Below are 19067 nucleotides of genomic sequence, written 5' to 3'. Positions count from 1 at the left end.
TTGGCGTTGCTTTTCCTGCCGTATTCGCTGTCGATCACCCGGTTTCAGCTCACAGACTTCTCGTTCAACTTCGTATAAGGCCGCGATGTAGGGCAGTGTTTTTTCGGCGATCTAGTTCTTGTTGGTCGCATGCAAGTCGAAAAACTTTGCGGGCATAGGCCATGCAGCCGATCTGCGTAACGCCCAGCTCAAAGCCTGCCTTGTAGCCGGCAAAGTCATCGCAGACCAGCTTGCCGTTCCATCCGCCCAAGCAGGCTCGTGCGTGGTAAGCGGTTGGTAACCCACCCAAAGCGAAAACTCTGACGGCAACAATCTAGGCAGGCAGGAGTTCTGACTACTGAGATGCCTGACGGAATGGTAACCGTCCGGCCAAGTCACCTACCGAACTCCAGCATTAAGGGCGATGGTGCCCGCGTATTTTTAAGCGAACGCGATCACCCTTATAGCTAGGATGTCCATGCGCCAACGTAGCTCTTATGCCAACCGTTCAAAGTCCAGGTCGTCCAGAAAGCACAGTGCGGCAAGGTGTGATTGCGGGACGCTTACCGCCGATAAGCGGAAAACCCGAAAATAGTGGTTACGCGGCCATTTTCGGTTAATATTTTCTGAGTGTTTGGCGCACATTTTAAGAAATTCTTGGCGCGGTTAAGAAAATCTAGCCAACGACAGGGAAAAAAATGGGAAATCCAGTGGGTGACACCCATTAGATCAATCCGATGGAGCTACCCACTGGTGCGCCAACAACTGTCCAATTTCACTGGCCCTCTGCGTCGACAACCGCGATAGCCATACGGGTCATGTGCCGTTCATGCGCGCAGACTGAATCAGGCTCGTGATTGCCGCAGCCCTTTTTCCGCTACGCAACGACCCTGCGAAGAGCCAGTTTTGCGTCCAAGCGCCATGGCCTAATTTGGTTTTCCGCCCAATTGTTATCTATGGGAACGCTCCCGTCATTGAGTTAGTGCGATAGCGCTGCCCAGCGTTTCAGGCTGTAATCGAGTGCTCTGCTGATGGCCGTAAACGTTCGGCCAAGTCATCTTCCGAACCTCCACGGCGCGCTCGCATTCAAGCTAATCAAGTGATAAACACCATAAATATCCAATGCCACGGCAAGCAATAGGCGATCAGATGGCGCGATTTTCGATTTATAGCGGATTGATTTTGGTTGGCAACTCGTCGCTGGAGAGTGGAGATCCTCCCATGGGCGTTGCTTTCGGCCAATTCGAGCCAACCACTGGGTATCCTGCTATTCAAAACGAGTGCCGCACAAATCACTTCGACCAGTCCGGTTTGGCCCTTTCAGTAAAAACCGAAGCAGGCTTGGTTATTCCATCTATGGGAGTCGCCATTCTGGATTACGCTGAAGAGCTTCTGCCCGATTGCATCGAGATAAGTATCCTCGGCATTCCCACTGCTTTTTATGAAGAATTTTTTCCTGCCCATGTGATCAAGTACACGCACCAATTGGCTAGGTGAGCCGCTCCATGGCGAGCAAGATGCGCCGTCTTTAGCAGGAAGGTGTGATCCTTGAGTTATCGGAGACCGCAAAAGCTACTGACTGGAGCAATTGGCAGAGCCTCAAGAGCAGGGTCAGGAACTCAGCATCGGTTGCCTCAGACCAGTCTCGCCCGTATCTGAGAGTAAGGTGTATGGTGGTCACTGGGTCTCCATTTTGAGCAGACTCGAGCGAGTAGCGTTCACCATCCGAAAATGCACCTTGGGCACATCCAGGGAACACCAACTCCAGAAATGTGATTACGGCCTCATGGCATCCAATATCTAGCACGTCCTCGACGTTGGACAGATCGTTTTCACTGAGGTTAGTAGGCTTCAAAATAATAATGTCAAAGCTCATTGCTGCGGGCTCCCATCTTGTAATCCATTTGGCATTGGCATTCCCTTTTATATGTCCGGCTATCACGCCTCGCGTAATTAAACCGGCGACCATTTATGCGGCAGCAATTGATCGATTTCACTCGCCCGCTGCATCGGCAGGCGCGTGAGAACGTCTTTCAAATATGCATACGGATCATGACCATTGACCCGCGCAGACTGGATCTAGCTCATGATCGCCGGCGCCCGTTTGCCGCTGCGCAGCGACCCAGCAAACAACCAGTTCGACCGCCCAAGCGCACACGGTCGGATCAAGTTCTCGATTTGGTTGTTGTGATGGGCACAGCGCCATCTTCCAGGTAGCGCGTCAGTGCTACCCAGTGTTTAAGGCTGTAATCCAGGGCCTTGGCCGTAGCTGAGCCCTCGGGCACAAGTTCACGTTGGTGGCCAGCATCCACTCATGCAGTTTTTCAGCGATGGGCACCGCCGTTTCCTGGCGTAATCGCCAATAGTCTTCGTAGCTCATTTCCTTGGCGTGTCGCTCAACTTCGTACAGCCCGCCAATCGAGTGAAGCGCCTGCTCCGTCAACTGGCTTTTATTCGCGACGTGCAGATCGAAGAACTTGCGCCGCGCGTGGGTACAGCTTGTACGGGGATGAAGGCCGGCAGAGTTGCGGGTGATTGATCCCGGTAAATCGGTAGCCACTTGCGGATCACGTTGGCGTTGATGCCGTGATGGATGGCTACGCTGGAAATCGTCGCTCCGGGTTGCAGGCATTCCTGGACGACTTGGGCTTTAAATAGTTTGGGGTAAGAGCTGCGTTGGCGCATGGAAATCCTGGCGATAAGGGTGATCGCGTCCGCTTAAAAATACGCGAATACCATCGCCCTAAATACTGGATTTCGGTAGGTGTGTTCGCCATCCGCTTACACGGAATGTGATCTGGTTGCAGGTCAAACCACTACGCCATATTTTCTATCCGGCATATGAACCAAGTGTTTGATGGACGACTACAGACGTGCTCGCGAAGAGATCTCCTTGATCGCCCCGCGAATTGAATTGCCCTTAAGTCTACGTCACTTCAGCCATACACCAACCTGCTGCTCAGTTCCCTCTATAAACACCAAAGCCTCAACCTGACCTGCTTCGATCAAGTCTTGGCGAACGCCTTTTATCATTTCAAGCTGCGCAGCCCTGTCAACCAGTTCAACACGTGCTACCGAAGCCTTCATGGATTGGCGGGCGTCAGATTTTGCTTTGCGAATCGCAGATAGCACGGCACTAACACTCATCAATAAGCTTTCAATAGACGCGTCAGGAGAAGCATTTCCTTGCGGCCAAGACGAATTGTGCACTGAGCCGTAACTCCAGCCTTGCCAGACTTCCTCACACACAAATGGCAGAAATGGTGCGAACAGTCGCTGCTGCACCCTCAGCGCATGCGCAAGAGCATTCCGAGCCGAATGGCCTTCTGGTCGATAGGCCCGACGCTTGACCAATTCGACATAGTCATCGCAAAACCACCAGAAGAACCCTTCGATACGCGACAACGCGACGCTATAGTCGTACGCCTCCAGAGCGAAGGTAGCGTCCTGGACTACGCCGTCCAAGCGTTTAAGCATTGCCTTATCCAGCGGTTGGTCGATATCCGCAGAGTCATCCTTCGCAAAGCCTTGAACCAACCTTGATAGATTGAACAGCTTGACGGCCAAACGGCGGCCGATCTTCATCTGCTGTTCTTCAAAGGCAGTGTCATTGCCCAGCCGCCCTGAGGCTGCCCAGTAGCGCACGCCGTCACTTCCGTACTGGTCGAGCAAGGCTTGAGGGGTTACCACGTTACCCTTGGATTTAGACATTTTCTTACGGTCGGGATCAAGGATCCATCCAGAGAGCGCGACATTGCGCCATGGCACGCAACCGTGCTCAAAATGGCTGCGTACTAGTGTCGAGAATAGCCAGGTCCGGATTATGTCGTGACCTTGAGGCCTGAGATCCATGGGGTATATTTTGGCGAACAATGCGTCGTCATCTCCCCACCCTCCGGCGATTTGAGGCGTCAGCGAGCTGGTGGCCCACGTATCCATGACGTCCTGTTCGCCGACGAAACCTTAATTGCGGGCGTAGAGGGCTCAGAATCACCGAATAGCGCCCCACGTATCTCATCTTCCATCAATTCCGTATTCATACTATTTCTCAGAAGAGTGACTGACAACTGTCGATCAGTAGCGGTCAACCTATCTCCTTAAAAGCCCCCGGCAATCAACTATCGGTGGGGTTTCTACAACTTTAGGAGGCGAGTTTTGAGAATATAATCACTCACAGCAATTTACCCGTTAGCAAACCTACCGGTTCATGCTCGACTCCAAATATAGCTGCAGCATCAAGGAAATGGTTCGAAGCATCACGGGATCGTCTCCGCAGTATTAGCCTCGCCTCCCTCTCGAATTGACCTTTCATGAGCCACTTGGATGTTTCGGCCTTACGTTTGCCTTTCATGGTCAATCTCATTAGGTCTAATCGTTTTTTTAGGGGGGTCTTGGGGTAACGGTATCACCAAACGCTGGAGCATGGTGATTCACAACGCAAACCGGTCTGCCACTTGAATAAACATCACCTCAACCATTCTGGTTTCGGCAATGACCGCAAGAGTAGCGCTGCCGTACTGATGCATAGCTGCCGGCGGAAAATATCCGAATATATCCTGCTGACTATAATCTATAGTCACCAGGATATATTCAGATAGGTGTGGGAGCACTTAGCATTCAGCGGTAACAGTCAGTCATAAGAAAATTATCAATTAAGACAACTTCGGTCCAGCCACATCATCAGAGTGAAGACCTGAAATGTTCTGCGGCTGAACGGTATACCAAAAGGCGTTCCCAAAGCGCAGAAAACATTTAAACCAGTAAAACAAACACAATATTTATTGAAAGTAAGAAGCATATCCACATTATCAAAATTTTGTGAACACGAATAACGCTTTTCTGCATAAAGTCTGGCACAGCACCAATTATCTCTCTAAATATTCCGAGGGTGCGCTTTACGCGCGTAAGGATTTCTGATCATATTTACAAGCTTTAGTGCATACAGTCTGAGCAATTCGTGGTCAAGACTCTGGCTTTGAGGAATCAAGCTTCTGAAGAAGAGTTTTCGTTAACCCGGAACTTTCATTGTCATACTTTCTGAATGTATCTTCAAGATGATAATGCCGTCCGCTTCCCAGTACTTTAACGCATTTAAATCCAACCTGGCCAGGTTATCTTAAATTTTTACACCTATTGTAGGCCCGCCTTCAAATTAGGGGATTCACGACACAAAATATTAAAATTAAAAATCCGCTGATTCTTCTTATTTACCAATTTCAACAAAGCTCGTCTAGTTGAAATGCCAATCACCAAAATTAGCAAACTGAATTTAATAATGACTGAAGCCGCCTACATATTAAAAGCCATATAAAATTATGCACGGCCATTTTTATTCAATGAGCACGCCTTAGCTTCGAGGGTAAGTAAATCATTTGATCATATCCCTTAGCTATGGGTATCGCTGAGGTTGGAATAGATTTAATAATTCGCGCCTACACTTCGAATCAAGTATAAAAAATTGATTTCTAACGAATTGCAGCTAAGGGTCCATAGCAAGTAGACGCACCTCCGGCATTCGATTGCAAATAGGGCATTCGACCACACCTGCCATATCACGCCTAATAAACTTAGAAATATCTAACGACTCTTTTACGATAACGCTGATCACGTGCAAATATTGCACGCGCAACGCCTCATAACTCATGATTGTACGAGTCAAGTCATTCTCTAGCTTTGAAATTTTCACTTTTAAATTGGCAGCGTGCGAGTCCTTATCCAGACTATATTTTTTAAGAGAAAGTGTGGATATGGCTTCATCAAGCTCCCCCTGATGCTTCCTGATAGTTTCTCTAGAAACGCTCGCAAAAACGGCTAATTCCTTTTGGCTATATACATATTGTTCCCCACGACTTAGATATTCAGTATTCAATGCATTCAACGACTCATTAAGATACTCACTCAACCGCTTTCCTCTACGCTGCATTTTGAGTCTCCGGCGCTACTTAAGTTGGCGAACCTCCAACAGGCGAGCGGTACTTCTTGCCACGCGGCTGAAATGGACATCTTGATGACCACCTTCCCCACCGTTCGCTTGAATATATTCCCTAATAGTATTAGCATCATCATTGATTTTTTTCAGCTCAATAAATTGACCTTCATTCTCTACATCCACCACCAAACTTTCACAGCAGTCTCCTCGCTCATTGACTGACAAGCAAGAGAGACTATGCCTGCACGTTTTCAGAGCTAAATCTAATGTACATCCCCCATGTGGCATTGGATTGACAATCCGTACTGCGGCTTTGAGGTATTGTTCGGCAGTTTGGCGATCGGTCATGCCCAAAATGTTATAAGTCTCTTGTATTTGCCCAATGGCTTTATCTTGCCGGATGCTTGTCAGCAAATCCTGAACAACTTTGCTTCTATCGATCGCTAACGTCTGATCATATACTCGCGCCTGCGCTAAGCTTTTTCTAGACAAGAGCGCGTTAACTTGCAAATCAGTCAGCCCCCCTTGCTTGTAAACAGTATTCAACCAGTGTCGTATATCATGCCATGTGAAAGTGGCAACATTACCAGTTCTAGGATCAATAACATTGTATTTAGAAAAAACTGAATCTAGGCCTTTCGCGGCATCGGCCAGCCAATAACAAAATTGTGCTCGAGATACCATCGTATAATTAGCCAAATCCGTATTGAACGAAGTATGAAAAAAGAAACGGGGTAGAACCATCAGCGCATCCTCAACCTCAAGCACTGCACCAGTACCATCTCGAATAACTGGCTCAATTTGTTTATGAAATTCTCCCTCAAAATTGGCGTCATATGTAAATGGGAACGATTTTTTCAACAACTGATCCGAAAGACACACATCAAAAATCTTCCTCACAATACTAGTCGCTGTTTTGTGATGCCTAAAGCGCATCTGATAAAACTGCTCGAAGCGATTGAATGATACCGAATGAGGATGCACCAACAATACTTCCCTCCAATTAGGAGTATCAAGCGTCACAGGAAACGAGCGCCAATTCGAATCTAAAGAATAATAGACACCTTCTTTAAGTGCCATTTGCCTGTTAACCTGCCTTTTAAAATGCCTTGCACTAACACCTATATACTTAGCTCCTCCATTGATACCCAGGCGCCGCTGGACTCCAACAAAATCTATAAATTGATTACGTTTACCAACCCAAACTGCATCAGGCGTAAAGATACTAAAGCTGGTGGTCCACTCGTGACAAAATCTCCTCGCATAGTACTCTGTAGCTTCCGGCGATTTCCAAACCTTATACCAATCGACAGCCGATGATTCTTTTCTTTTGCGCGCTATACGTCTGCCCCCCACTGTTAGGTTCTTCAAAAACTCGACTGCACTTTTAACTGCCGGCAGCAAATCCTGTGGAAACAATCTCAACGTCTGACCTTCGACCTTTTCGGGAAACAGTCTGAGCACCCACGCGCCCTCATGAAATACTAAACAATCAACTGGCAAACTTGCCAGCTCGCCAACACGCCCCCCCATTGCAGAATTCAGTACAATTGCATTTATAAAAAAGCGATCTTTCGGAGCAAGACTTTCGTTCGACGCTAGCCCGAAAAAATCCCTCATCACCTCAATAGGTATGAGTTTATTACGTCTCCCTTCCTCAGTTCCATCCCGACCATGCTCTATAGTGCTGGTTGCGAGCGCCTTATAACTTATTCTAAGACCTAGATTTATTCTCAGCCAAGAACCAAAATTAAATAGCTTTTTTTGAAGATTGACGTTATTCCCCACAGCAATTTCAAAATCACCATTATTCACCTGCATAATACTTTTTGACCCTAAAATTTCGTCCAGTTTTTTGATAGCCCTCATATCTCCAACGGCGGTAGCATCACAGATATTAGATTTCCAGCGCTTATTTAATATGTATGCTTTAGCTACAGCTCTGAGACCAAGATTACTAATGGACGAAAAAAGAACATTTGAATATCGCGCATTGCCGGGACGTCTTTTCCAACGCAAAACATTCCATTTGTCAGAAAAAAAATCGATATCATCTTCCAAAATCTGCATCCACCGCGTGCACTTATCGATTAGTTGACTTGGCATACCGATTGCTTTTAATTTCTTTAATAATTCCAATTTAGTCACCTGCTTCGATTTTAACAATCACATCTGTGATGGATTGATAAACACGCTCCAACTCTTTAAGCACTTTACTACGTTCGGATCCGTTGATTGCCGCATTCCACTTATTCAACATAGCTTCTATGTAATTCAAAGACCGGTAGTGATCGGCATCTTTCCAAGCGATAAAAAATGGACATCCGTTATAACAGCTAAAAAATGGGTGTTTAGTACAAGCAACTTGACTTCCACAGGACCCCACTACTGCGGGGGCAGCTATAACTGGGATCAGTATTGGATTACCTGGCGAAATCGGCGCTATCTTCCCTGCAAAAAATGCAGCTGTGAGCTCGGAAAAGATACCGCCTAACTTTCTTCCGACACGATCCAAGAGTGGACAAAAATCAGATACTAGGCAGTCAATATATGCGTTTACTGCGAAAAGGCTCTTATGCTCCAACACATACCTTATCTCTTCGCTAGTACATCCCTGCATGGCCATTTGTGTTGCGCCGCTATGACGGATACGATACGGCGTCAAAATCAAGATTTCGTTGGTTCTAGGGCTAATGATTTTCTTTTTTCTGGACCAGTTTTTTATCATAGCGTCGAAATTCGATTTTGTGCCAGGTTTAGATGTTACAATTAGCCGCCCCTTAGCCTTTTGACACTCACTTACGCCTTCACGCTTTCCATACTCTAAAATTTCATTAGCTAGTTCAGCTGTAATAGGCCACAAATCACTGGGCTGTCCCGCGTTATACTTAATTTTCGGAATTCTCAAGAAGAATTCTTTTTCACCTAAAATACCTGGCGGCGACCAGAGAGCCTCAATATCCATACTTGAAATCTGCATTGGTCGCTTGAGCGTTTCAAAGGAAATCCAAACAAAAAGTCTTGCAACATTTTCATCCCATGACTCGTTCCCACTCTCAAGCATCGCTCGGCGCACCAACTCCAGCTCTGCGTTAGTCAAAGCCCCACGTTTTTTATCCCAATCCGATATAACTCTTGTCGATGGCGAGCCCACTGCAATTTGATTAAGTTCAGCAGCGTAAATTTCGTCCGCCTGGGCCAAACCATTATCAGCACAATATGTATAAAATTTTCTAAAACAAAGCCTTATAGACTTCGACGCGGTAGCGAACATCTCAAAAAGTTCATGCCATGACAACGACGAAAAATTTTTCCACTCATCCTTCCATACTACAGCCATCATCTTTAATGCTGACTTCACTTCATTTACAATTGCCGGCGTATGGTCTTGAAGTTTATCACACACATATTCGTATGCTGCATCAACTACCTGAGAGCAAAACAGGTACATGGAAAAGTCAATCCAATATCTTCTGCCCCTCCAGATACTTTCTATCCTCGGCCCAGTCACATCAATCAACAAACAGGAAGAAGGATCAGCGTAACACTTTATGAAGATATTCCCGTCGCTATTTACATACTTCCCCTGTTCATTGACTTCCATTCTGAACCCTCCTCTTATTATTTTCAGTAACTTTTCTACGTGTAGAATCTCTCACTGCCCGGTTTGCATAAAGAAGCAAAGACGTTTCACTTCGCCACCCCCCCATATATACGATGCTATCGATTGCAGCGTTTCGGTCAGGAGATTCCTGAGCTGCAATATATAATCGGTTAAACTTTGAATGGCGAAGCAAATGCCATCTAAACGTTACTCCAGATTTCCGCTGAATGACATTTGCGATGCGGCTCGCGGAAGAACAAGACAAAGGTTTTCCTGCGCCAAAACTTCCATGCGTAACAAACAGATAATCATGATCTAAAAAATTAGTCACTCTCATCTTGCCCCTGATAAATTTCTTCATAACCCTATATTTATTTACATACAGCTCAAGCAATCCAACTAGATCATCATCCTCAGGCTGTATATACAAATATCGACCTAGCGTTTTAACTTTTGGATTATAAGGAACTCTGGAGTCTAGATTGCTATTTCTTCTATCCAGATGAACTATTTCAACATACGGATCACTACCCGACAAATTCAAATCTTCCAACCTAAGCGATAGTGCCTCACCAATTCTTAATCCAAACGCTTTTACGAGTCGCCATAATAAATAATTTCTATGACAAATACCCTTGTCAAATTTTGCCTCTTCAAATTCATGTAGCAAGAGATTTTCGATTGAATTAAGCTCACTATCGCTCAAGTCCAAAGCGAGTTTTCCTCCCTCCCCTCCAACGGTCGCCTTACTCCAAAAAAAACGCTGCGTATTAACGAGGGCAATTAACTCCACATCCGCCTTAATCAGCTCACTCGAGCTTACATAGTTTAAAACAAACCACACAACAAAAGTTTTACAGCTTTGCATTACCTGCCTATTGTAGGCGCTGATAGTGTTTGAGTCTTTGTCAACCACCTCACTGAGCCAATCCGAGAAACTTTTTATTTGTTTATAGCGAAGCCCAAACCCACTCAATAGATAGAATTCTAAATCGACTTTTCCTTCGCTAGCCCAAGTAAATAAAAATGCTACGTGATGAAACAGGGTAAATATGCTACCTTTGTTTTTTCTTTCCCCTCGGGCGTACGCTGCCTCGAAAAGCGATGCAGCCAAAGACGGAACCAGTGTTCTAGAATTGACAAATAAGCATCTACCGACCCCTTCAGCTTGAAACTTGACTAGTTTATACCGTAGATTTTTTCGACCCTTCGATATGCGAATATTAACTTTCACAGTTCACGCCCCCATTTAGATTCGCAGGCGTCCGTCCATATGCAGCCAAACAATGCACATCGATATAGATTTTTCTTACCTATAGCGAACAATAACGAGCGGAAGATCACAGACACATAGAATTTCTTGCCCATGGGCTTAACATCCCACCAGGCAACGCCCGGTAGACCAATTAGAGATTCGGCTCGAAATTGATATTGAAGGTGTGATCTTTTAATACACATGCGCACAACCCCGACGTCTTAGTAAACGTTCGTGGGTACAGATGCGCGTCAGCGGACTCCGACAGGCGGTCGCTATCTATGGTCCCGAGGCGTTGCGATGACGCCCCTAATTGACGATAGCGCGCTATCAGCAGGTTCGCCACTCCGCAATTTAATATATTCCTAAAATTAAGTAGGCACCTTTCGATCCACTAAATCATGGATAAAGCCGAAGCTGACCGTCATGACAAGATGCTTGAACTCGCTGAGTTGCTCGCAGAAGTGTTACAAAAAGCCGTGCCGTCCCTGAGCGAACAGCAGGTGGAAGAAGCCGGGATCTACATGGCGAAGAATCGCGATGTATTTGCCAAGGCCTTCAAGAGCCAACCGGACGCGCTGTCCGAGTTGTTGAACGCGCCGGCGGAATAAAGCCCGAATTGAACAGGCCCTGAATCATCGATTCAGGGCCTTTTTAATGCCTGGCCTATTTGTAGAGCAAGCGCTCGGCCAGTTCGTCCGCGACCCGTGCGGGCGAGCGTTTTTCGGCCTGGGCGTGGGCGAAGATTTCGGTGAGGCGCGTGCCGATGTTGGACAGGTGCGCGGTGATGGTCGGTAGTTCGGCGCCGCTGTGTTTGAGCGCGACGTAGATCAGGCCGCCGGAGTTGATCACATAGTCCGGGGCGTAGAGGATGCCGCGGCCTTCGAGTTGGTCGGCCACTTGCAGGTTGGTCAGTTGCGCGCTGGCGGAGCCTGCCACAGCGGCGCAGCGCAGTTGGCCGACACTGGTGCGGTTGAACACGGCGCCCAGCCCGCAGGGCGCGAGGATGTCACACGGGGTGCTGAGCAGGGCGTCGTTGGCGATGGGGTGTGCGCCCAGCTGTTCCATGGCCAGTTGCACCTTGCCGTGGTCGATATCGCTGACCAGCAGTTCGGCGCCAGCGGCATGCAGTTGTTCGGCCAGGGCGAACCCCACGTTGCCCAGGCCCTGGATTGCCACGCGCAAGCCTTCGAGATTGTCGCTACCCAGACGGGCCATGGCGGTGGTGCGGATCCCGGCGAACACGCCCATGGCCGCATGGGGCGAAGGGTCACCGGCAGCGGTGGTGCTGGTAACGAAGCGGGTGTGTTGGGCGATGCAGTCCATGTCGGCGACCGAGGTGCCGCTGTCGGTGGCGGTGATGTAGCGACCGTCGAGTTGCTCGATGCAGCGACCAAAAGCTTCAAACAGCGCCGCACGGTTTTCCACATGAGCGGGGCGCAGGATCACCGCCGTGCCGCCACCCACCGGCAACCCGGCCAGGGCGGCTTTGTAGCTCATGCCTTGGGCCAGGCGCGCGGCATCTGCCACGGCGCTTTCGTCGTCGGGGTAAGCAAGGTAGCGACAGCCGCCCAAGGCAGGGCCCAAGCGGCTGTTGTGGATGGCTATGACCGCCTTCAACCCCGTCACCGGGTCGATGCTCAGGTGCAGCGATTCAAGGCGGGTGCTGTGCATGAGAGCAAACATCGTCGAGCTCCCGAATCACTTCTTGTGTCGCCAAGTATAGGCTTGCGGTGGAAAACTGCCGAAGTGCGCTGGAATAAGCCGTCCGGTTTTGTAGGTCTTGCGACATAAGCGCGCAGGATATTTCTTAAGCCACTGGACGAAAATTCCCAGCAAGGCTAAAACGGGGGCATCCGCCGGAGAATGCAATGAATCCCCGTCACGCTTTTTTCGCCTGCCTGGAACGTTCGCCCCCTGCGCTGTTTGAAGCCGCGCTGTGGATTGCTGCCGAGCACGACCCGGCGGTGCAACCGGTGTTGATCCTGCAGGACCTGAAACTGCTCGAGCAACAGGTCAGCCTGGGCATGCCCCTGCTGCCGGCGGACGAACTGGGCCAGCCTTTGCTGCGGTGCATGAATGACCTCGGGTTCGCCCAGGATGACTTCACCCCGCTGCGTCCCGCCGCCGCCCTGTTGGACAAGGTGTTGCAACGCAAACGCGGGCAGCCCCTGGCCATGGGGCTGATTGCCATGGAGCTGGCTCGACGCTTGGGAATCCCTATGGTCGGCGTCAACTTCCCCGGCCACTTCCTGCTGCGGGTGCCCGGCGCCGATCATCTGCTGGACCCTTGCGGCGGGCGCCGCCTGTACCCCAACGACTGCCGCGAACTGCTGCAGCGCCAATACGGGCCCAACCTCAACTTGCAGGCCGACCACCTGCACACCGCCGAACCCCGTTCGATCCTGCAACGGCTGTCACGCAACCTGCGCCAGTTGCACTTGGCCAATGACAACCCCTTGGCCGCGCTGATCGACGCCGAGCGCGTGCTGGAACTGGGCAATGCCAGCGCCGCCGATTACCTCGCACGGGCCAGCCTGTACCAACGCCTGGACTGCCCCAACGCCGAGCGCTTCGACCTGGAACACGCGTTGATGCTCAGCGAAGACCCAATCCAACGCTTGCGCCTGACTGAGCGGCTGGGGCACCTGCCGCCCAACTCCGTGGTGCATTGAACACATTATTTTCAGGAACACATTTTCCTGTGGCGAGCGGGCTTGCCACAAAAGCCCGCTCGATGTAGATGCAGCATCGTCACTGACTGGCCGGTGTCTTGAGGATATCGCCCTGCAACGGGCTCTTCGGCGTGTCAGTCGCGGGCGAGCGCACTTGAATGATCAACACCGCCGCGATCACCGCCGGAATCGCGCAGAAGAAGAAAATCTGCTGCACCGGAATATGCATCGCCAGCAGCATGCTGCCAAACAGCGGCCCCAGGATTGAGCCGAAGCGCCCCACACCCAATGCCCACCCCGTACCTGTGGCGCGTACATGTGCCGGATAAAAGTTGCTGGCGAAAGCGTTAAGGGTCAATTGCCCGCCGATGATGCAGAAACCGGCGGCGAACACGCAGGCCACCAGGTAGCGGGGAGTGTCGTGGTTCAACCCCAGCAAAATCGTGCTCACCGCAGCAGCAGCCAGCACCGCAGACAACAGCCGCACCTTGCGCTTCAACCGGTCGGCAAACCAGGCCATGCCGATGGCGCCCAAGGTGCCGGCAAACAGGAACATCGAGGTCACCAGGTTGGCTTCATTCAACGCCATGCCACTTTCCAGCAGCAGCGACGGCAACCAGCTGATCATGAAATACAGGAGGATCAGGCTGACAAAAAAGGTCGCCCAGATCAGCAACGTAGGACGCGCATAGCCATGGCGAAACAGCTCCACCACCGTCAATGGGCTGCCCTGCTCGCGGCGGTTTGCTTCCGCGCTCGCCAGAGGCGCACGCCACTCAGGCAACATACGCGCGGTGACCTTATGCAAGCGTGCATACGGCGGTGCATCGCGTAGCAGGCGCGGCAGGGACTCCGGCAGCAGCCACAGCAGGAAAGGGAACAGCAGCAACGGCGTCACGCCGCCGGCAAGAAACACCGCCTGCCAGCCGAAGCCGTCGATAAATCCCGCGGCCACAAACCCACCGGCTGCGCCGCCGAACGAGAAGCCGCACGCGGCCAACGTCACCATCAAGGTGCGCAAACGGGGTGGGGAATACTCCGACATCAACGCCATGGCACTGGGCATCGCGCCGCCCATGCCGATGCCACAGATAAAGCGCGCCGCCATCAGCGTTGTCAGCGAGTTGGCAAACACCATCAACACCGTGAGGCTGGCGTAGATCAGCACACAGCCCAGCAGGATGCGGCGTATGCCAAACCGATCCGCCAGGGGTGTCACCAGCAGCGAGCCCAAGGTCAGCCCCAGCAGGTTGGCACTGAACACTGGGCCGAAGGCGGCCTTTTCCAACCCCCAGTCCTTGGCCAGTGCCGGCACCACATAGCCCAGCACCTGGGCATCGTAGCCATCGGTCACCAGCAGCAGCGCCAGCAATAGGAGAATCAACCACTGATAGCGCGACACCGGACGGGCATCGAGTGCCGCGCGAAAGCTGGCAATCTGATTGTGCATCGCAAGGTACCTGTTTTTATTATTGTTCCCACGCTCTGGGTGGGGAAAATCGATCAGGGGGTGTCGGGTTGGTTGGCAGGATGGGCCTGGATAAACGCCGGATGCTGCGCCGCCAACGCCGCCACCCTGCCAATGCGCGGATACGTCGCCAACGGCACCTTGAAGCGCTCCGCCGCATACAGCTGGGGAATCAGAAACACATCCGCCAACCCCGGCTGCTCGCCAAAGCAGAATCCCTTATCGCCAATCAACTGCTCCACCGCGCCCAGCCCCTGGCTGATCCAATGAGCGATCCACGCCAGCACCTGCACCTCATCATGCCCCCACTGGCGCAACAGGTTCTGGGTGCTGGAGTTGTGCAACGGGTGAATGTCGCAGCCGATGATCGACGCCACCGCGCGCTCATGGGCACGGGTGGCCAGGTCTTTGGAAAGCAGCGGCGCCTGTGGATAACGTTCCTCGAGGTACTCGATGATCGCCAGAGACTGAATCAGCACCGCGCCCTCATCGGTGCGCAAGGCCGGAACGCGGCCTTGCGGGTTGATGGCCAGGTATTCGGGCTGGCGATGGGCGCCGCCCGCCGGCACCAGCAGGTTGACGGGCACCGCAGTGAAATCCAGGCCCTTGAGCGCCAGGGCGATGCGCACCCGATACGACGCCGTTGAGCGGTAGTAGGTATAGAGTTCCATCGCCCTGCCCTCCTAGCGCGCCGCGACCACAGTGCCACGGCATTCGCCGAAGCCGATGGAGGCGAAGCCTTCGCGGTTGCAACGGGCGCGCAGGATGACTTCATCGCCATCCTCGAGGAACCGGCGCACTTCGCCGGAAGGCAGTTCGATAACCTTCTTGCCGCCTTCGGTCATCTCCAGCAGGCTGCCGAACTGCCCGGCCTCAGGGCCGGACAAGGTGCCCGAGCCAAACAGATCACCGGCCTGCAATTGGCAGCCGTTGACGCTGTGGTGCGCCACCAACTGCGCGACGGTCCAGTACATATGCAGGCTGTTGCTCAGCGCCAGGCGATGAGCCGGCAGGTTTTGCTCACGCATCGACGCCGTGGTGATCAGTACTTCCAGCTCAATATCGAGCGCGCCGGCCGCCTGATCGCGTTTATCCAGCAGGTACGGCAGCGGTTGCGGGTCGCCTTCGGGCCGCGCTGGTTGTGCTTTGCGGAACGGTTCCAAGGCTTCGGCCGTGACCACCCACGGTGAAATGCTGGTGATGAAGCTCTTCGACAGGAACGGCCCCAGCGGCTGGTACTCCCAGGCCTGGATGTCCCGCGCGGACCAGTCATTGAGCAGGCAGAAACCGGCGATATGCTCGGCCGCATCGCCAATGGCAATCGAGTCGCCCATGGCATTGCCCTGGCCAATCCAGATGCCCAGTTCCAGTTCATAGTCCAGGCGTGCGCAGGGGCCGAAGGTCGGTTCGGTCTGTCCGGCCGGCAAGGTCTGGCCTTTGGGACGACGTACGTCGGCACCCGAGGTGCGAATGGTCGAGGCGCGGCCGTGATAACCGATCGGCACGTACTTGTAGTTCGGCAGCAGCGGGTTATCCGGGCGAAACAACTTGCCGACGTTCTGCGCGTGCTCGATGCCGACGTAGAAGTCGGTGTAGTCGTTGATCTTCGCCGGCAGGTGCATCTGGCAATCGGCGGCGCGGTGCAGCACCTGCGCTTCACGGGTCTGCAGTTTGCTGCCCTCCGCCAACAGTTCCAGCAGGCGCTCGCGCAAGGCCACGCGCGGGCCACGGCCCAGCTCGAAAAAGGCGTTCAACTGGCCGCCTACGGTAGCTTCAACGGCGCGGCGGGCTTCGCCTTCAAACTCATCCAGAGCGGCGTGCAGGTCGAGGATCGCGTCGCCAATCGCCACGCCACTACGCGGCGCCGAGCCATTGATGCTGAACACACCCAGCGGCAGGTTTTGCAGGGGGAAATCGCGGTGACCGTTGGCGGAGGCTACCCAGCTGCGGGTAAGGGTTGGCTGCGTCATGGGTTATCTCCGGTTCGGGTTGAAGGTGGCGGGCAACGAGGCCCAGCACGCGTCATAAGAAGGTTGCAGTTGCGGGCACTCCAGGGCGAACTGGCTGGGACGCAGCACTTGGCTGGTCTCGAACATGAAGGCCATGGTGTTGTCGATCTTGTGCGGCGCCAGGTCCACGTTGATGGCCTTGGTGCAGGTCTCGCCGTCCGGGCCGTGGGCACTCATGCAGCTGTGCAGCGACGCGCCGCCGGGCAGGAAGCCTTCGGCCTTGGCGTCATAGGCGCCCTGGATCAGGCCCATGTATTCGTTCATCAGGTTGCGGTGGAACCACGGCGGACGGAAGGTGTTCTCGGCCACCATCCAGCGCGGTGGGAAGATCACGAAGTCGAGGTTGGCCAGGCCATGGGTGCTGGTGGGCGAGGTCAATACAGTGAAGATCGACGGGTCGGGGTGATCGAAACTTACCGTGCCAATGGTGTTGAAACGGCGCAGGTCGTATTTGTACGGCACGTTGTTGCCGTGCCAGGCCACCACGTTCAGCGGTGAATGGTCCAGTTCGCACGCCCACAGTTCACCGAGGAATTTCTGTACCAGCGTGGTCGGTTGCTTGAGGTCTTCGTAGTGGGCTACCGGGGTGAGGAAGTCACGCGGGTTGGCCAGGCCGTTGCTGCCGATGGGCCCCAGGTCCGGCAGGCGCAGCGGTGCACCATGGTTTTCGGCGACGTAACCGCGCGCTTGCACATCCAGCAGTTCAACGCGAAATTTGAGGCCACGGGGCAACACCACAATTTCCAGCGGCTCGACCTCCAGCACGCCCAGTTCGGTGGCGATGCGCAGGCGGCCCTGCTCGGGCACGATCAACAGTTCGCCGTCGGCATTGAAGAACACGCGGTCCATCGAGCGGTTGGCACGGTAGTGGTAGATGCTGATACCTGAGGGTTTTTCCGCCCCTGAGTTGGCCACCATGCCGACCAGGCCGTCGATAAAGTCTGTCGACTCACTCGGAATATCCAACGGGTTCCAGCGCAGGCGATTGGGCGTCACCGCGCCCAAAGGGCCACCGGCCAGCTGCCGCTCCAGCTTGACGAACGCCGGGTGATTGGCCGACGGCTGGATGCGGTACAGCCAGGTGCGCCGGGCTTCGCTACGCACCATGGTAAAGGCAGTGCCGGAAAACAGTTCGGTGTACAGCCCGTAGGGCGCTTTTTGCGGGGAGTTCTGGCCTACCGGTAAGGCACCGGGCAAGGCTTCGCTGGCGAATTCATTGCCGAAGCCCGACAGGTATTCGAGGTTCATGGATCATCCTCTGTGCGGAAGTTGTTTTTATCGTAATCCAGTTACGCATAACGTAATTTGATCACTATCGACCGTCAAGCTATAAAGACGCCCATTCATCTCTCGGATTCTCGCCCTTCCATGGAAAAGCCTCGCGACACCGGTAAACAGAAAGTCCGCTCGGCCGAAGTGGGTACCGACATCCTCAAGGCCCTGGCCGAACTGTCGCCCTCCACTTCATTGTCGCGGCTGGCCGAACATGTGCAGATGCCGGCGAGCAAGGTGCACCGTTATTTACAGGCGCTGATCGCCTCGGGCTTTGCCGAACAGAACACCGCCACCAACCATTACGGCCTGGGGCGCGAAGCGTTGCGTGTAGGCCTGGCCGCGCTGGGCAGCATGGACGTGCTGAAAGTCGGCGCGATGCCCCTGGCAGAGCTGCGCGACGATTTGAATGAAACCTGCTTTCTGGCGGTATGGGGCAACCAGGGCGCGACGGTGGTGCAGATCGAACCGGCGGTGCGTGCGGTGACGGTGGTGACGCAATTGGGTTCAGTGTTGCCCCTGCTCAGCTCATCCACCGGGCTGGTGTTCAGTGCCTTCCTGCCGTCGCGGGAAACCGTCGAGTTGCGTGAGCGTGAAATCCAGGCCGGTATCGCCCATGCCCTGGCCGACGACGAGGCCTATGCCAGCACCTGTGAACTGATCCGCCAGCGCGGCCTGCACTTTGTACATGGCCTGCTGATGCCGGGGGTGGATGCGCTGTCGGCGCCAGTGTTCAACGCGGTCGGGCAAGTGGCAGCGGTGATGACCGTGGTCGGCCCCACCTCGCTGTTCCACGCCGACGAAGATGGCCCGGCGGCGCAGCGCTTGCTGGCAGCGACCCAGGCCGTGAGTTGGCGGATGGGCTACCAGCCCTGA

At 53.1% G+C, this 19067-nt stretch carries 16 protein-coding genes and 2 pseudogenes; 4 read left to right on the top strand and 14 right to left on the bottom strand.

Annotated elements, in window-relative coordinates:
* Nucleotides 1–64: 64 nt before the first annotated feature.
* Both FIV39_RS33830 and FIV39_RS01895 read right to left on the bottom strand, forming a co-directional pair.
* Nucleotides 65–289, bottom strand: a complete 225-nt coding sequence (locus FIV39_RS33830; RefSeq protein ID WP_376753346.1) for an IS66 family transposase — start codon at nucleotides 287–289, stop codon at nucleotides 65–67.
* Between the two features lie 419 nt (nucleotides 290–708).
* A pseudogene (locus FIV39_RS01895) lies at nucleotides 709–1018 on the bottom strand (IS66 family transposase); the annotation flags it as partial.
* A gap of 182 nt (nucleotides 1019–1200) precedes the next feature.
* Between FIV39_RS01895 and FIV39_RS01890 the strand changes: the two are divergent.
* Nucleotides 1201–1476, top strand: a complete 276-nt coding sequence (locus FIV39_RS01890) for a hypothetical protein (RefSeq protein ID WP_090409108.1) — start codon at nucleotides 1201–1203, stop codon at nucleotides 1474–1476.
* 456 nt (nucleotides 1477–1932) lie between these two features.
* Here the strand turns inward: FIV39_RS01890 and FIV39_RS01880 are convergent.
* From FIV39_RS01880 to FIV39_RS01850, 7 genes and pseudogenes are all read right to left on the bottom strand, one after another.
* Nucleotides 1933–2473, bottom strand: a pseudogene (locus tag FIV39_RS01880) (IS66 family transposase); the annotation flags it as partial.
* Nucleotides 2419–2664 carry an IS66-like element accessory protein TnpA gene (tnpA, locus tag FIV39_RS01875; protein ID WP_081609225.1) on the bottom strand — a complete coding sequence of 82 codons (246 nt, stop codon included), beginning with the start codon at nucleotides 2662–2664 and terminating at the stop codon, nucleotides 2419–2421. The pseudogene FIV39_RS01880 and the gene tnpA, both read right to left, overlap by 55 nt.
* A gap of 246 nt (nucleotides 2665–2910) precedes the next feature.
* Nucleotides 2911–3918 (bottom strand): class I tRNA ligase family protein, encoded by a 1008-nt coding sequence (locus FIV39_RS01870; RefSeq protein ID WP_244176427.1) that lies wholly within the window; start codon nucleotides 3916–3918, stop codon nucleotides 2911–2913.
* Nucleotides 3919–5458: 1540 nt separating this feature from the next.
* Nucleotides 5459–5881, bottom strand: coding sequence for a hypothetical protein (locus tag FIV39_RS01865; RefSeq protein ID WP_143513908.1), 423 nt, complete (start codon nucleotides 5879–5881; stop codon nucleotides 5459–5461).
* Nucleotides 5882–5917: 36 nt separating this feature from the next.
* Nucleotides 5918–8047, bottom strand: coding sequence for a hypothetical protein (locus tag FIV39_RS01860; protein WP_143513909.1), 2130 nt, complete (start codon nucleotides 8045–8047; stop codon nucleotides 5918–5920).
* A gap of 1 nt (nucleotide 8048) precedes the next feature.
* Complete coding sequence (locus tag FIV39_RS01855; protein ID WP_017734296.1) at nucleotides 8049–9512, bottom strand: site-specific integrase; 1464 nt, start codon at nucleotides 9510–9512, stop codon at nucleotides 8049–8051.
* Nucleotides 9499–10626 (bottom strand): site-specific integrase, encoded by a 1128-nt coding sequence (locus FIV39_RS01850; RefSeq protein WP_090409116.1) that lies wholly within the window; start codon nucleotides 10624–10626, stop codon nucleotides 9499–9501. The genes FIV39_RS01855 and FIV39_RS01850 overlap by 14 nt, the downstream gene beginning before the upstream one ends.
* A 542-nt stretch (nucleotides 10627–11168) precedes the next feature.
* Here FIV39_RS01850 and FIV39_RS01845 point away from each other — a divergent pair.
* Entirely contained in the window at nucleotides 11169–11378 is a 210-nt protein-coding gene (locus FIV39_RS01845) for a YebG family protein (RefSeq protein ID WP_090409119.1), read from the top strand.
* Between the two features lie 55 nt (nucleotides 11379–11433).
* Here the strand turns inward: FIV39_RS01845 and FIV39_RS01840 are convergent, their stop codons facing one another.
* The gene (locus FIV39_RS01840) at nucleotides 11434–12453 is read right to left on the bottom strand and encodes a Leu/Phe/Val dehydrogenase (RefSeq protein WP_090409122.1); all 1020 of its coding nucleotides are present in this window, start codon (nucleotides 12451–12453) and stop codon (nucleotides 11434–11436) included.
* 185 nt (nucleotides 12454–12638) lie between these two features.
* Between FIV39_RS01840 and FIV39_RS01835 the strand changes: the two genes are divergently transcribed.
* Complete coding sequence (locus tag FIV39_RS01835) at nucleotides 12639–13442, top strand: SirB1 family protein (protein ID WP_090409125.1); 804 nt, start codon at nucleotides 12639–12641, stop codon at nucleotides 13440–13442.
* Nucleotides 13443–13521: 79 nt separating this feature from the next.
* Here the strand turns inward: FIV39_RS01835 and FIV39_RS01830 are convergent, their stop codons facing one another.
* From FIV39_RS01830 to hmgA, 4 genes are read right to left on the bottom strand one after another with little or no spacing between them, the layout of a single operon-like run.
* A complete protein-coding gene (locus tag FIV39_RS01830) occupies nucleotides 13522–14892 on the bottom strand; it encodes an MFS transporter (RefSeq protein WP_090409127.1) in 1371 nt (456 codons plus the stop codon).
* Nucleotides 14893–14945: 53 nt separating this feature from the next.
* Nucleotides 14946–15581, bottom strand: a complete 636-nt coding sequence (gene maiA, locus FIV39_RS01825) for a maleylacetoacetate isomerase (protein ID WP_090409130.1) — start codon at nucleotides 15579–15581, stop codon at nucleotides 14946–14948.
* A gap of 12 nt (nucleotides 15582–15593) precedes the next feature.
* Nucleotides 15594–16880 carry a fumarylacetoacetase gene (gene fahA / locus FIV39_RS01820; RefSeq protein WP_090409133.1) on the bottom strand — a complete coding sequence of 429 codons (1287 nt, stop codon included), beginning with the start codon at nucleotides 16878–16880 and terminating at the stop codon, nucleotides 15594–15596.
* A gap of 3 nt (nucleotides 16881–16883) precedes the next feature.
* A complete protein-coding gene (hmgA, locus tag FIV39_RS01815) occupies nucleotides 16884–18167 on the bottom strand; it encodes a homogentisate 1,2-dioxygenase (protein WP_090409136.1) in 1284 nt (427 codons plus the stop codon).
* A gap of 120 nt (nucleotides 18168–18287) precedes the next feature.
* Between hmgA and FIV39_RS01810 the strand changes: the two genes are divergently transcribed.
* The gene (locus FIV39_RS01810; protein ID WP_090409139.1) at nucleotides 18288–19067 is read left to right on the top strand and encodes an IclR family transcriptional regulator; all 780 of its coding nucleotides are present in this window, start codon (nucleotides 18288–18290) and stop codon (nucleotides 19065–19067) included.

It is taken from the genome of Pseudomonas grimontii (assembly GCF_007858185.1).
Taxonomy (GTDB): domain Bacteria; phylum Pseudomonadota; class Gammaproteobacteria; order Pseudomonadales; family Pseudomonadaceae; genus Aquipseudomonas; species Aquipseudomonas grimontii.
Note: the sequence above shows the minus strand (reverse complement) of the source record. Positions and strands in the feature narration are given on the sequence as shown.

What these genes read in the sequence shown, in the direction of transcription:
- FIV39_RS01890 (WP_090409108.1), top strand. Translation starts at nt 1,201, where the DNA reads ATGGGCGTTGCTTTCGGCCAATTCGAGCCAACCACTGGGTATCCTGCT.
- tnpA (WP_081609225.1), bottom strand. Translation starts at nt 2,664, where the DNA reads ATGCGCCAACGCAGCTCTTACCCCAAACTATTTAAAGCCCAAGTCGTC.
- FIV39_RS01870 (WP_244176427.1), bottom strand. Translation starts at nt 3,918, where the DNA reads ATGGATACGTGGGCCACCAGCTCGCTGACGCCTCAAATCGCCGGAGGG.
- FIV39_RS01855 (WP_017734296.1), bottom strand. Translation starts at nt 9,512, where the DNA reads ATGGAAGTCAATGAACAGGGGAAGTATGTAAATAGCGACGGGAATATC.
- FIV39_RS01845 (WP_090409119.1), top strand. Translation starts at nt 11,169, where the DNA reads ATGGATAAAGCCGAAGCTGACCGTCATGACAAGATGCTTGAACTCGCT.
- FIV39_RS01840 (WP_090409122.1), bottom strand. Translation starts at nt 12,453, where the DNA reads ATGTTTGCTCTCATGCACAGCACCCGCCTTGAATCGCTGCACCTGAGC.
- FIV39_RS01835 (WP_090409125.1), top strand. Translation starts at nt 12,639, where the DNA reads ATGAATCCCCGTCACGCTTTTTTCGCCTGCCTGGAACGTTCGCCCCCT.
- FIV39_RS01830 (WP_090409127.1), bottom strand. Translation starts at nt 14,892, where the DNA reads ATGCACAATCAGATTGCCAGCTTTCGCGCGGCACTCGATGCCCGTCCG.
- maiA (WP_090409130.1), bottom strand. Translation starts at nt 15,581, where the DNA reads ATGGAACTCTATACCTACTACCGCTCAACGGCGTCGTATCGGGTGCGC.
- fahA (WP_090409133.1), bottom strand. Translation starts at nt 16,880, where the DNA reads ATGACGCAGCCAACCCTTACCCGCAGCTGGGTAGCCTCCGCCAACGGT.
- hmgA (WP_090409136.1), bottom strand. Translation starts at nt 18,167, where the DNA reads ATGAACCTCGAATACCTGTCGGGCTTCGGCAATGAATTCGCCAGCGAA.
- FIV39_RS01810 (WP_090409139.1), top strand. Translation starts at nt 18,288, where the DNA reads ATGGAAAAGCCTCGCGACACCGGTAAACAGAAAGTCCGCTCGGCCGAA.